13 protein-coding genes and 1 pseudogene are annotated in these 11,906 nt (G+C 69.6%); 8 read left to right on the top strand and 6 right to left on the bottom strand.

The window, feature by feature from the left end:
• Positions 1 to 119: 119 nt before the first annotated feature.
• The 5 genes from IFT36_RS06715 to IFT36_RS06695 all read right to left on the bottom strand — a co-directional run bounded on the left by IFT36_RS06715 (position 120) and on the right by IFT36_RS06695 (position 4,115).
• Positions 120 to 446 carry a DUF6504 family protein gene (locus IFT36_RS06715; RefSeq protein ID WP_055972315.1) on the bottom strand — a complete coding sequence of 109 codons (327 nt, stop codon included), beginning with the start codon at positions 444 to 446 and terminating at the stop codon, positions 120 to 122.
• Positions 447 to 549: 103 nt separating this feature from the next.
• The gene (locus IFT36_RS06710; protein ID WP_200412709.1) at positions 550 to 1,833 is read right to left on the bottom strand and encodes a type II toxin-antitoxin system HipA family toxin; all 1,284 of its coding nucleotides are present in this window, start codon (positions 1,831 to 1,833) and stop codon (positions 550 to 552) included.
• Positions 1,830 to 2,192 carry a helix-turn-helix domain-containing protein gene (locus IFT36_RS06705; protein ID WP_056045735.1) on the bottom strand — a complete coding sequence of 121 codons (363 nt, stop codon included), beginning with the start codon at positions 2,190 to 2,192 and terminating at the stop codon, positions 1,830 to 1,832. The genes IFT36_RS06710 and IFT36_RS06705 overlap by 4 nt, the downstream gene beginning before the upstream one ends.
• 95 nt (positions 2,193 to 2,287) lie before the next feature.
• Entirely contained in the window at positions 2,288 to 3,328 is a 1,041-nt protein-coding gene (locus IFT36_RS06700; RefSeq protein WP_056045734.1) for an App1 family protein, read from the bottom strand.
• Positions 3,329 to 3,386: 58 nt separating this feature from the next.
• The gene (locus IFT36_RS06695; protein ID WP_159824822.1) at positions 3,387 to 4,115 is read right to left on the bottom strand and encodes an SOS response-associated peptidase; all 729 of its coding nucleotides are present in this window, start codon (positions 4,113 to 4,115) and stop codon (positions 3,387 to 3,389) included.
• A 115-nt stretch (positions 4,116 to 4,230) separates the two neighbouring features.
• Between IFT36_RS06695 and IFT36_RS06690 the strand changes: the two genes are divergently transcribed.
• From IFT36_RS06690 to IFT36_RS06670, 5 genes are all read left to right on the top strand, one after another.
• Positions 4,231 to 4,878 (top strand): TetR/AcrR family transcriptional regulator, encoded by a 648-nt coding sequence (locus IFT36_RS06690; RefSeq protein WP_056045731.1) that lies wholly within the window; start codon positions 4,231 to 4,233, stop codon positions 4,876 to 4,878.
• Between the two features lie 128 nt (positions 4,879 to 5,006).
• The gene (locus IFT36_RS06685; protein WP_056045726.1) at positions 5,007 to 5,843 is read left to right on the top strand and encodes an ABC transporter ATP-binding protein; all 837 of its coding nucleotides are present in this window, start codon (positions 5,007 to 5,009) and stop codon (positions 5,841 to 5,843) included.
• Positions 5,840 to 6,526 (top strand): ABC transporter permease, encoded by a 687-nt coding sequence (locus tag IFT36_RS06680; protein WP_200412708.1) that lies wholly within the window; start codon positions 5,840 to 5,842, stop codon positions 6,524 to 6,526. Before IFT36_RS06685 ends, IFT36_RS06680 begins: the two co-directional genes overlap by 4 nt.
• Positions 6,523 to 7,263 carry an ABC transporter permease gene (locus IFT36_RS06675; RefSeq protein WP_056045720.1) on the top strand — a complete coding sequence of 247 codons (741 nt, stop codon included), beginning with the start codon at positions 6,523 to 6,525 and terminating at the stop codon, positions 7,261 to 7,263. The genes IFT36_RS06680 and IFT36_RS06675 overlap by 4 nt, the downstream gene beginning before the upstream one ends.
• Complete coding sequence (locus IFT36_RS06670; RefSeq protein ID WP_285063573.1) at positions 7,260 to 8,195, top strand: ABC transporter substrate-binding protein; 936 nt, start codon at positions 7,260 to 7,262, stop codon at positions 8,193 to 8,195. Before IFT36_RS06675 ends, IFT36_RS06670 begins: the two co-directional genes overlap by 4 nt.
• A gap of 90 nt (positions 8,196 to 8,285) precedes the next feature.
• Here IFT36_RS06670 and IFT36_RS06665 read toward each other — a convergent pair whose 3' ends face one another.
• Positions 8,286 to 8,954, bottom strand: a complete 669-nt coding sequence (locus IFT36_RS06665) for a DedA family protein (protein ID WP_192123463.1) — start codon at positions 8,952 to 8,954, stop codon at positions 8,286 to 8,288.
• 143 nt (positions 8,955 to 9,097) lie between these two features.
• Here IFT36_RS06665 and IFT36_RS06660 point away from each other — a divergent pair, with 143 nt between their 5' ends.
• From IFT36_RS06660 to IFT36_RS06650, 3 genes and pseudogenes are all read left to right on the top strand, one after another.
• Complete coding sequence (locus IFT36_RS06660) at positions 9,098 to 10,510, top strand: cytochrome ubiquinol oxidase subunit I (protein WP_123570195.1); 1,413 nt, start codon at positions 9,098 to 9,100, stop codon at positions 10,508 to 10,510.
• A 43-nt stretch (positions 10,511 to 10,553) separates the two neighbouring features.
• The gene (gene cydB / locus IFT36_RS06655) at positions 10,554 to 11,555 is read left to right on the top strand and encodes a cytochrome d ubiquinol oxidase subunit II (RefSeq protein ID WP_056045711.1); all 1,002 of its coding nucleotides are present in this window, start codon (positions 10,554 to 10,556) and stop codon (positions 11,553 to 11,555) included.
• Positions 11,556 to 11,565: 10 nt separating this feature from the next.
• Positions 11,566 to 11,906, top strand: a pseudogene (locus IFT36_RS06650) (thiol reductant ABC exporter subunit CydD); the annotation flags it as partial.

Genomic DNA, 11,906 nt, shown 5'->3' with positions numbered 1-11,906 from the left:
TGCGGGACCACGGCGTCCCCGGGGCGCAGGGCGCCTGGTGCGTCAACGAGTGTGGCACGGGGGGAATTCCCGACGTCGCACGGCTCGCCGGCCACCGTCGTCCGACGGACGCCCCGGGTTCAGGCGAACAGCTGCTGCTCGACCCGGTCGTCGAACACCCCGAGCAGCAACCACGAGTCGCCTCGGCCGTCGAGCGCCAGGTCGAAGGTGCCGTCGACCCGGTGGGCACCGTCCGTGAGCGGCACGGCGTCGACCCGCCAGACCGTCATCTCGAGCAGGTGCGCGCTCGCCCCGCGTGGTGCCCGGGTCGCCGATCGCCACCAGTCGGTCCGAGTGACCCAGAGTTCGGGCGAACTGACGACGCCGTACACGACCCCCCGCCACTCGAAGCGCAGGGGCGCCCCGTCGGCGGTCGTCTCGACCGGGACCTTCTCGTCCACCCTCATCTGCCGACCTCTCGTTCGAATGTGTGTTCGAACGGAGTCTACGAACCCCCACCGACATCGGCCACCCCCGGTGCGGGGACCAGGCGCCGAGGCGCCGGCGTCCTCACCAGCCGGGCAGCGCCTCCTCGACGTGGACGACCGCCTCGCGGGGCAGGCCGGCCTCGTCGGCGAACGACCGCCACCGCCCCACCGCGTCACGCACCTCGTCGACGATGCCCGACGCGTCCCGCACCAGGAAACGGTCCGCCAGGCGCATCACGTCGGCCCTCGAGACGTCACGGAAGACTCCGTCCACCCCCATGAGGTGCTGGTACGTCCACCGCCCGGTCGGGTTGTGCGCGAACGTCACGTCGTACGCGGGCGACAACCCCCATGACGCCTCGGGCCCCGCCAACAGGAACGACGAGTTCTTCGTGTGGTCGTCGTTGTTGGCCGCCAGCACGTTGAAGACCATCCGGCGGAACGCCTGCGCCATCGCCTCGTCACCCGACCCCATCCGACGGACGGCGTCGAACAGCTGCCCGTAGTCGTGGGCCTGTCGCTGCCGGAAGTCGAGATGGGCCGCCCCGCACAGCGTCAGGACGTGGGCCTTGCCCTCGGCCTTGCGGTCGAACCGACGCGTCATGAAGTGCGACCGCCCGTTCTCGTCGAGCAACCGGCACTCGGCCATGTCGATCCCCGCCGCCCCCGCCATCAGCGAATACGCGTACTCGACCCGGCCGGCGAGACCTCCCGACCCCAGCTCGGAGTCGGGGCCCACCCCGTCCAGCTTGATCAACCAGTGCTCGAACCCGTCCGGCGCCGCCACCTGGCCCGACCGGATCTCGCCCGTGCCACGGTTCCACGCGACCACCGCCTTCGCCCGCGCCCCACCCGCCGACGTCCCCACCTGGATCAACGACCTGATCGCCGACTCCGCCTCGCGGTCGTCGCCGAAGCTGGCGTCCAGCACGCTGCGTGCCCCCTCGACGAGCGCACTCAGTTCGACCGCGCTCGTCGTCCGCTGACGCGGTCCCCGCGCCGGCCGGAACTCCAAGGCCCCCATGGCCCGGTCCGCCATGTACGCCAACCGGTCGAGCGGGCTCACCTGTTGCCGTGACACCCCCTGGCGCACCAACCAGGCGTCGATCACCGCATTGCCGAAGTCGTCCGGCATCGCGTCCGCCAGCACGGCGGGCAGGCGATGGAACGTCGTCTCGGACAACTGCGGGAAGACGTGCCGCCGCGTACGCACCGGCATGGTCAGCGGCGCCAACTCGATGCCGCGCGCCACCCAGTCCGGGTAGTACTCGAAGACGTACGCCCCGATCCCCGGGTCGAGTGCCACGGCCCCCACCCGGAGACCCCACGCCGTCACCTCGACCGCCCGGACCGGGACCCAGCTCACGAGTCGCCGCCCGGTGATCGTCCGCCCCGCGGGCGATACACCCGACGTCGCGGCTCGTCGCCCGCCGACCGCAGCACGTCGAGCGGGCTGACGGCGCTCGCCGGGGCGATGCCCCCGAGGACGTCGTCGGCACCGAGGGCCCGCAGGACGCGGACGAGCGTGCGCAACGTGCTGCCGCGGCCGGCCTCGAGGGACTGCACCGTGCTGGGGGACAGGTCGGCCCGTCGGGCGAGTTCGAGTTGGTCGAGTCCCCGGTCGAGCCGCAGGCGACGGACCTGCTCGCCGACCTGGCGTTCACGCTCGTCCGTCGACACGAGCGGGGGCACCGGCACTCGTGCGGCCTGGTCGTCGTCGAACACGATGCTCCAATCTCGGGATGATCCACGATAGCAGCCATGTCGACCCACAAAACAGGACTATCCCACTATCACAGGATCAGCACGAGCTACCAGGGTCAGTCGATCACGCCGTTGTCGAGGAGTTGTTCCCACAGGCCGGCGCCGTCGGGTGCCGACACCCAGACGACGTCGCTGCCCTCGGCGTGTTCCGACCGCGACCGTCCACCGGCCAGCACGGCCTCGCTCGGCGACAGCTGACGGATCGCCACGGCGGCCACGTTCTCGGGGTGGTCGTGCAGGAACGTGCCGTACAGCTCTTCGTCGTGCTGCCCGTCGTCGCCGACGAGCAGCCACTTGAGCTCGGGGAACTCGTCGGCGAGGCGGCGCAGGGACTCCTGTTTGTGCAGGCGACCGCTGCGGAAGATCCGGTCGTGGGTGGGGCCCCAGTCGGTCAACAGGAGTGCGCCGCTCGGGTACAGGTTGCGGGACAGGAAGCGGGACAGCGTCGGCGCCACGTTCCAGGCGCCCGTCGAGAGGTAGATGACGGGGCACCCGGGGTTCGCCGCGTTCAGGCGCTCGTAGAGCACGGCCATGCCGGGCACCGGGCGCCGGGCGTGCTCGTTGAGCACGAAGGTGTTCCAGGCCGCGAGCAGCGGCCGGGGCAGCGAGGTGACCATCACGGTGTCGTCGATGTCCGAGACGATGCCGAACCGCGCCTCCGGATCGATGACGAAGATCGGCGCCTCGACCGGCACGGACCCCTCGGTACTGAGGGTCGCGACGTGCCAGCCGGGTTCGAGGTCGACGGCGATGCGGGCGTCGAGCACGCCACCGCGGTCGGCCTGGACGCGTTGGACGCGACCGCCGAGCGAGACCTCGACCAGGGCCTTCTCGACGGGCACGCTGGTGAAGCTGCGCCACCCCCGGACGTTGAGGCGGTCCACGCCCGACAGCGTGCCCGTCCGGGTGAGCAGGACGCGGGACAGCACCCGCGCCCATCCGGGAGCGCCGTAGCCGGTGTACGGCACGACGGTGGGCAGGAGGCCGCGGCGTCGGGCTCGCTTCTCGCGGAAGCGGTGGACCGAGTTCTCGATGCGGGCCGCTCGGTGGAGGAAGGGCTCGACGGCGGCGGGCGGTGCCTTGCGGGTGTCGGGCATCCGGTCAGTCTCGCACGATGGGTCGTCGGACGGACGGACGGACCGCCGGCGGACCGGATCAGCCGACGGGGGCCAGCAGACCGGGGTGGTCGACCGACGACGAGCCGACCTCGGGGCCGACCTCGTGGTGCAGCAGGCGCGCGGCGATCTCGTCGCTGAGGCCGGCGATGCCCTGCACCAGGTCGTCGTCGCCCTCGGTCTCGGGGTCGAGCCAGTCGTCCATGACGTCGGTGCCGACGAGCACCGGCATGCGGTCGTGCACCTCGGACACCGGACCCGAGGAGGCGCGGGTCAACACGGTCGTCGACAACAGCCACCGAGACGGGGCGCCCACCTCGGCCGACGGGTCTCGCCACCACTCGTAGAGCGCGCCGAACAGCACCACCTCGTCGTCGGGCAGCCGCACGAGGACAGGACGCTTCGAGCCGTCGGGCAGGGTCTGCCACTCGTACCACCCCGTGGCCGGGACCAGGCCGCGGCGCGAGACCACGGCGTCGCGGAACGACGGCTTCTCGGCGACCGACTCGGACCGTGCGTTGAACAGCGGGGGACCGGAGTCGGGCCCTGCCGAGCCACCGGGCACGAGACCCCACCGCGCCGCGGCGAGCCGTCGGACCGGCGGGCCGCCGGCGTCCTCGCCCCGAGGAGCCGCGTCGACGAGCAGACTCACCGGCCGGGTCGGAGCGATATTCCAGGAAGGCTCTGGGAGAGTGTCTCCTGATACATCGACGTCGAACAGGGCCACCAGGTCGCTCGAGGCGCGTGCCATCACGAATCGTCCGCACATGCGATCCATTCTGGTGGCAGCCGCCGACATCCGGTGACCGCCACCACGGTCCCCCTTCCGACGTCATCGCACCGTGCCCGACCCCGTCGAGGCATCGCCACGAAACGGAGAAACGTTGCTCGTCACCGACGTCAATGACGCACTGCCCGGGGGTTCACCGCTGCTGAGGAACGAGCCGGTCCAGGCTCGCAGTTCCGCGCGGCTCACCGGGCTGCTCGACGCGGCCGCGGCCATCATCGACGAGATCGGCTACGAGCGTCTGACGACGGCCATGGTCGCCGAGCGGGCGGGCGCCTCGATCGGCACGGTCTACCGCTACTTCCCCGACCGCATCGCCGTCGTCGACGCGCTCGCCCTGCGTTCCGTCCAGCGTCTGACCGTCCGGGTCGACGAGGCCGTGTCCGACGACGCCGTCACCGACTGGCGTCGTGCCGTCGACCTGTTCGTCGACGCCAAGGCGGAGATGTACCGCAGCGAGCCCGGTTTCCGGGCCATCCGCTTCGGCGACGCACCCGACGTGCGCACGCCCGAGACGCGCCAGTACACGAGCCCCCTGGCCGAGCAGCTGCTCGCCGTGCTCGTCGACCACTGCTCGGTGCCGCGCACCGACGAGCTCGAGCTGGGCCTCCAGGTGGCGGTCGAGATCGCCAATGCCCTGCTGGCGCGCGCCTTCATCGACGACGCCGAGGGCGACGGCCGCTTCGTCGACCAGTGCCGCACGGTCCTGACGGGCTACCTCGAGCCCCTCGTCGGCGCGCACTGACCTCGTCGGCCGTGTGACGGCCGGCGTCGGGGGCCCCGGCGGGGTCGATGACGCTTCGTCGGGATCTGTGGTTGGGTGAACGCCCTGGCAAGTGTCGATTCGTGCTGCCCACGAGGAATGAGCCACCCATGATCGAGTTCCGTTCCGTGACGAAGCAGTACCCCGACGGCACCCTGGCGGTGGACGACTTCAGCCTGGTGATCCCGTCCCGGAAGACCACGGTCTTCGTCGGGTCGAGCGGCTGCGGCAAGACGACGATCCTGCGGATGATCAACCGCATGGTCGACCCGACCTCCGGTGTCATCGAGATCGACGGCAAGTCGATCGGCGACCTCGAGCCCGTCGGGCTCCGCCGCAGCATCGGCTACGTCATGCAGAACTCCGGTCTCCTTCCGCATCGCAAGGTCGTCGACAACATCGCGACCGTCCCCGTCCTCAAGGGCACGTCGAAGAAGGTCGCCCGTGACCGCGCCCTCGAGCTCATGGACACGGTCGGTCTCGACCGTGACCTGGCCCAGCGCTACCCGAGCCAGCTGTCCGGTGGGCAGCAACAGCGGGTCGGCGTGGCCCGTGGCCTCGCCGTCGACCCGAACATCCTGCTCATGGACGAGCCCTTCGGTGCCGTCGATCCGCTCGTCCGGTCCGACCTGCAGCAAGAGCTCATCCGGTTGCAGCGCGAACTCGACAAGACCGTCGTCTTCGTCACGCACGACATCGACGAGGCCTTCTACCTCGGCGACCAGGTCGTGATCCTCGAGAAGGGCGGCCAGATCGCCCAGCAGGGCAGCCCCGCCGAGATCCTCTCGGCACCCGCCACCGACTTCGTCGCCGAGTTCATCGGAGCCAACCGGGGCAAGCGTGCCCTCCACGTCGAGCAGACGCCGACCGGGCAGGTGGTGGTGGACGGCGACGGGCGCACCGCCGGGGTGCTGACCGAGTCGGTCCGAGGTGGGCAGGCGTCGTGAACTGGATCTGGTCCAACAGCGACTACATCCTCGACAAGACGATCGTGCACCTCGGCCTGAGCGTGCCGCCGGTCATCCTGGCGTTCGTCATCTCGCTGCCCATCGGCTGGTTCGCGAACCGCTACCGGGTGTCGAGGGGAATCCTCACGGTCGCCGGTCTGTTCTACGCGATTCCGTCCTTGCCCCTCCTCATCGCCCTGCCGGTGGTCTTCGGCACCTCGCTGCGGAGTCCCGTCAACATCGTCATCGGCCTCACCCTCTACGGCATCGCCCTCATGGTCCGATCGGTGGCCGACGCCCTCGCCGCCGTCGAGGCCGACGTCACGCAGTCGGCGACGGCCGTGGGCTACTCGTCCTGGCAACGGTTCTGGAGGGTCGAGTTCCCCCTGGCGGGTCCGGTCATGCTCGCCGGTCTGCGGGTCGTCGTGGTGAGCACGGTCAGCCTCGCCACGGTCGGAGGGGTGCTCGGCGTCAACGGTCTGGGACTCCTCTTCATCGACGGCTTCCAGCGCGACATCACCGCCGAGATCGTGGCGGGGATCGTGCTCACCATCGTCATGGCCCTCGTGCTGGACTTCCTGCTCGTGCTCCTCGGGCGGGTCCTCATGCCCTGGAGCCGCAAGGACGCCAAGATCAAGCCCGTCGCTCCCCTCCAGGACCGCCAGGAGGTCGTGCTGCCGTGAACTTCTTCGTCGAGGCGTTCGCCTGGCTCGCGGACCCGATCCACTGGACGGGTGCCGACGGCATCCCCACGAGGCTGGGTCAGCACCTCTGGTACAGCGCCCTCTCGGTGGTGATCGCCTCGGTGATCGCCGTTCCCGTCGGGTACCTCATCGGACACACCGGCCGTGGTCGCTCGATCGCCGTCTCGATCTCGGGCGGCGCGCGCGCCCTGCCCTCCTTCGGCGTCATCACCCTCATCGCCCTGTCCGTCGGCATCGGCCTCACCGCGCCGATCATCTCGTTCGTCATCCTGGCGATCCCGTCGGTGCTCGCCGGTGCCTACTCGGGGTTCGAGGCCGTCGACCGCAAGACCGTCGACGCCGCGCGGGCCGTCGGCATGACCGAGTGGCAGATCATGACGAAGGTCGAGATGCCTCTCGGCCTGCCTCTGCTGATCGGCGGCATCCGGTCGGCCGTCCTCCAGGTCGTCGCGACGGCGACCCTCGCCACCTTCGTCGGCGCGGGCGGTCTCGGCAGCTACATCATCACGGGCCTCCGGGCGAACGACTACCCGAAGATGCTGGCGGGCTCCATCCTCGTCATCGCCCTCGCGGTCGTCCTCGAGATCCTCTTCTCGATCGTCCAGCGTCTCGTCGTCCCCGCCGGGGTCACGGCCGGGCGCCCCACCGACATCCGCTCCAGGGCCGTCCGGCCCGGGGCGGTCACGGCAACACCCCTCACGAAAGGCACACAGTGATCACAGCGAACAAGAAAGGCCGGCTCACCGTTCTCGGCGCGGTCGCGATCGGGGCCATGGTGGCCCTGGCAGGGTGCGCGTCGAGCGACCCGCTGAGCTCCGGCGACTCGTCGGCGTCGAGCGACGGCGACACGCTCGTCATCGGCTCGCAGCAGTACTACTCGAACGAGATCATCGCCGAGTTGTACGCCCAGGCCCTCGAGGCCAAGGGCTACACGGTCGACCGTCAGTACCAGATCGGTCAGCGCGAGGTCTACCTGCCCGAGCTCGAGTCCGGCAAGATCGACGTCTTCCCCGAGTACACCGGCAACCTGTTGCAGTACTACGACAAGGACGAGACCGCCAAGTCGCCCGAAGAGGTCGAGACGGCCCTCGCCGCCGCGTTGCCCTCCGGTCTGACCGCGTTGAAGGCCGCCGCGGCGTCCGACCAGGACAGCTACAACGTGACGAAGGAGTTCTCCGAGGAGAACGACATCACGAGCCTGGCCGACCTCAAGGACTACTCCGGCACGCTGACGTTGGGTGCTCCGCCCGAGAACGCCGAACGTCCCTACGGCCCTCCCGGGTTGAAGAGCATCTACGGTGTCGACGTCACCTCGACGCCGATCGACGACGGCGGTGGCCCGTTGACGGTCAAGGCCCTGACCGACGGCAGCGTCCAGCTGGCCGACATCTACACGGCCAGCCCGTTGATCGCCGAGAACGACCTCGTCACCCTGGACGACCCCGAGAACATGATCCTGCCGCAGAACGTGGTCCCGATCGTGTCCGACAAGGTCGACTCCGACGCGCAGGACGTCATCGACAGCGTCGACGAGGTCCTGAGCGCCTCCGACCTGCAGAAGCTCAACTCGAAGAGCCAGACCGACAAGGAGTCCTCGGCCACCATCGCCAAGGACTACCTGACCGAGAAGGGCCTGCTCGACAGCTAGGCCCCCTCGTCGAGAGCCCCGTTCCGTCCGCGGAACGGGGCTCTCCGTCGTCCGGGCCCCGCCCGGAGGGCGACCCCGAGGAGGCGCGGGTCAGGACGACCCGTCGCCCGCGTCCCCGTCGGGGCGTGTCATGTGGCGCTCCTCGCGGCGGTGCAGGACCTTCTTCACGACGACGACCAGCAGGACGAACGCGACGATGATGCCGACGAAGACGTACCCGGCCTGGTGCAGTCGGTCCGCCAGCTCGCGGTAGCCGCCCGCGGCCGCCGCGCCGACGGAGACGTAGGCGAGGGCCCAGAGGAGGCAGGCGGGGGCCGTCCAGGTGAGGAACGTCCGGTAGCGCATGGGGCTCGTGCCCACCGTCAACGGGATGAGCGAGTGCAGAACCGGCAGGAACCTCGAGACGAAGACGGCGATGCCGCCCCGTCGCGCGAGGTAGTTCTCGGCCCGGACCCAGTTCGCCTCGCCGAGGCGTCGTCCGAGCGCGCTCGCGCGGATCCTCGGTCCGAAGAACCGGCCGAGGGCGAACCCGACGCTCTCGCCCACCAGGGCGCCGAGGACGAGGGCGACCACGAGCGCACCGAACTCGAAGGGTGACCCCACCGCCGTGGCCGACACGATCGCCACCGTGTCGCCCGGCACGATCAGGCCTAGCAGCACCGACGTCTCGAGCACCATGGCGATGCCGGCCAGCACCGTCCTCAGCACGGGATCGACGGACTGCACCAGGTCGAGCAGGGTCGTCAGCACGTCGTTCACCCGCCCGAGCCTATTCACAGCGAGTGCACGGCGCCCGGGTGCCCTAAACGACAGGTGTCGTTCATCTCCGGATCTAGGCTCGACACGTCCCGACGGTGCGACGCACGACCACCACCACCATCCGAGGGAGAAGGCACATCCCGATGAACGAGCTGCTCGACCCGCTGCTGTTGTCCCGCTGGCAGTTCGGGCTCACCACGATCTACCACTTCCTGTTCGTGCCCCTCACGATCGGCATGGCCTTCACGGTGGCGGTCTTCCAGACGGCCTGGGTGCGCACCGGCCGCGTCCACTACCTGCAGCTGACCCAGTTCTTCGGCAAGATCTTCCTGATCAACTTCGCCATGGGCGTCGTGACCGGCATCGTCCAGGAGTTCCAGTTCGGCATGAACTGGTCCGACTACTCGCGGTTCGTCGGCGACGTGTTCGGCGCCCCGCTCGCGCTCGAGGGCCTGCTCGCGTTCTTCCTCGAGGCGACCTTCATCGGCATCTGGATCTTCGGCTGGGACAAGGTGCCGCCGAAGCTCCACCTGCTGAGCATCTGGGGTGCGACGGTCGGCAGCATCCTCTCGGCGTACTTCATCATCGCCGCGAACGCCTTCATGCAGAACCCGGTCGGCTACGACATCAACGAGGAGAAGGGGCGGGCCGAGCTCACGAGCATCTGGGAGGTGCTGACCAACAAGGTCGCCCTCGCCGCGTTCCCGCACACGATCTTCGCCTGCTTCATGGTCTCGGCCGCGGTCATCGTCGCCGTCGCCGCCTGGCACCTCTCGCGCAACCAGCACCTCGAGACGATGCGACCGGCCCTGCGGTTCGGTCTCTGGACGATGGTGGCCGCCGGCGCGCTCACCTTCATCACGGGCGACCAGCTGGGTCTCGCCATGGTCGAGACCCAGCCGATGAAGATGGCGGCCGCGGAGGCCCTGTACAAGACCAGCACGGGCGCCGACGCCTCGTTCTCGATCTTCACCCTGGGCACGCCCGACGGGGTGCACGAGCTCTTCAGCATCCGGGTGCCGTACCTGCTGTCGTTCCTGTCGACGCACACCTTCGACGGCACGGTGGAGGGCATCAACGACCTCCAGGCGCAGTACGTGCAGCTCTACGGTCCGGGGGACTACACCCCGATCATCTGGGTCACCTACTGGTCCTTCCGCTGGATGATGGGCCTCGGCATGGTCAGCGTCCTCGTCTCGCTCGTCGGCCTCTGGATCACCCGCAAGGGGCGACTGCCGCAGAACAGGTGGGTCTGGCGGGCCGCGGTCTTCAGCTACCCGATGCCCCTCCTCGCCATGATCGTCGGCTGGGTCTTCACCGAGATGGGTCGACAGCCCTGGCTCGTCTTCGGGCTGCTGAAGACCGAGGACGGCGTCTCGCCGGGCGTCACCGGCCTGACGGTGCTCATCTCGCTCGTCGCCTTCACGCTGATCTACGGCACGCTCGCGGTCGTCGAGTTCAAGCTCATCGTCAGGGCCGCCCAGAAGGGGCCGGCCGACGCCCCCGAGCCCGACCCCGTGTCGGGCGAGATCCGCCACGAGGCGACGGTCTACTGATGCCCACCACCCCCACCGAACCGACGCGAGAAAGGCTCTGACCATGGACCTCCCCACCCTCTGGTTCGTGATCCTCGGGTTCTTCTTCGTCGGCTACTTCGTGCTCGACGGCTTCGACTTCGGGGTCGGCATGTCCCTGCCCTTCCTCGGTCGCGACGACACCGACCGGCGCGTGCTGATCAACACCATCGGTCCGGTCTGGGACCTCAACGAGACGTGGGTCATCGTCGCCGGTGCGTTCCTGTTCGCGGCCTTCCCCGAGTGGTACGCCACGCTGTTCAGCGGCTTCTACCTCCTGATGCTGCTCATCCTGCTGGCCCTGATCGCGCGGGGCGTCTCGTTCGAGTACCGCCACCAGCGTCCCGAGTCCTCGTGGAAGCGCCGCTTCGACCTCATGATCGTCGTCGGCTCGGCCGTGCCGGCGTTCGTCTGGGGGCTGGTGTTCGCCAACGTCGTGCAGGGCGTGCCGCTCGACGAGGGGCACAACTACACCGGGACGTTGGTCGACCTGTTGAACCCCTACGCCCTGCTGGGCGGTCTCACGACCCTGCTCCTCTTCTTCACGCACGGCGTCGTGTTCGTCACGCTCAAGACCGAGGGGGCGATCCGTGACCGGGCCCGGCGCCTGGCCACCCGCGCGGGGCTCGTGACGATCGTCGTCGCGGCGTCCTTCCTGGTCCTGACCTCGCTGATGCACGGGACCCTCGCCTCGGTGGTCCTCTCGGCCGGGGCCGCCGTCAGCCTGATCGCCTCCTTCGTCGCGAACCTGCGCGGTCGCGAGGGCCGGTCCTTCGGCCTCATGGCCCTCACGATCGCCCTGGCGGTGTCGAGCCTGTTCGCCGCGCTCTTCCCCTGGGTGATGCCGGCGAGCAACGATCCGGCGAACGGTCTCACGATCGCCAACGCGTCGAGCTCGACCTACACCCTGACGATCATGAGCTGGGTGGCCCTCGTCTTCGTCCCGCTCATCCTCGGATACCAGGGCTTCACCTACTGGATCTTCCGCAAGCGGATCACCCGGGCGACCATCCCGGCCGCGCACTGAGGCGACGTCCGTGAAGCCGCTCGACCCGCGCCTCCTGCGCTACGCCTCCGCCGCCCGGGTGTTCCTGGGGCTCGGTGCCGTGCTCGGCCTCGCGCAGACCCTCGCGATCGTCGCCGTGGCCTGGTTCACCACGACGGCCGTGGTCCAGGTCGTCGACGGGCGCGTCTCCGGTCTCTCGACCACCCTGCTGGGGCTCGGAGTCTCGGTGGCGGCACGATCGCTCGTCGCCTGGGCCCTCGAGGTGACGGCCGCGCGGGCCGCGGCGCAGGTCAAGAGCCAGCTGCGGGCCCGGGTCGTCCGCGCGGTCGCCGACCGGGGGCGCGCCTGGGTCGACCGCCACTCCTCGGCGCG

The organism is Frigoribacterium sp. CFBP 13605 (genome assembly GCF_014839405.1).
Lineage (GTDB): Bacteria > Actinomycetota > Actinomycetes > Actinomycetales > Microbacteriaceae > Frigoribacterium.
Note: the sequence above shows the minus strand (reverse complement) of the source record. Positions and strands in the feature narration are given on the sequence as shown.

What these genes read in the sequence shown, in the direction of transcription:
- IFT36_RS06715 (WP_055972315.1), bottom strand. Translation starts at nt 446, where the DNA reads ATGAGGGTGGACGAGAAGGTCCCGGTCGAGACGACCGCCGACGGGGCG.
- IFT36_RS06700 (WP_056045734.1), bottom strand. Translation starts at nt 3,328, where the DNA reads ATGCCCGACACCCGCAAGGCACCGCCCGCCGCCGTCGAGCCCTTCCTC.
- IFT36_RS06695 (WP_159824822.1), bottom strand. Translation starts at nt 4,115, where the DNA reads ATGTGCGGACGATTCGTGATGGCACGCGCCTCGAGCGACCTGGTGGCC.
- IFT36_RS06685 (WP_056045726.1), top strand. Translation starts at nt 5,007, where the DNA reads ATGATCGAGTTCCGTTCCGTGACGAAGCAGTACCCCGACGGCACCCTG.
- IFT36_RS06660 (WP_123570195.1), top strand. Translation starts at nt 9,098, where the DNA reads ATGAACGAGCTGCTCGACCCGCTGCTGTTGTCCCGCTGGCAGTTCGGG.
- cydB (WP_056045711.1), top strand. Translation starts at nt 10,554, where the DNA reads ATGGACCTCCCCACCCTCTGGTTCGTGATCCTCGGGTTCTTCTTCGTC.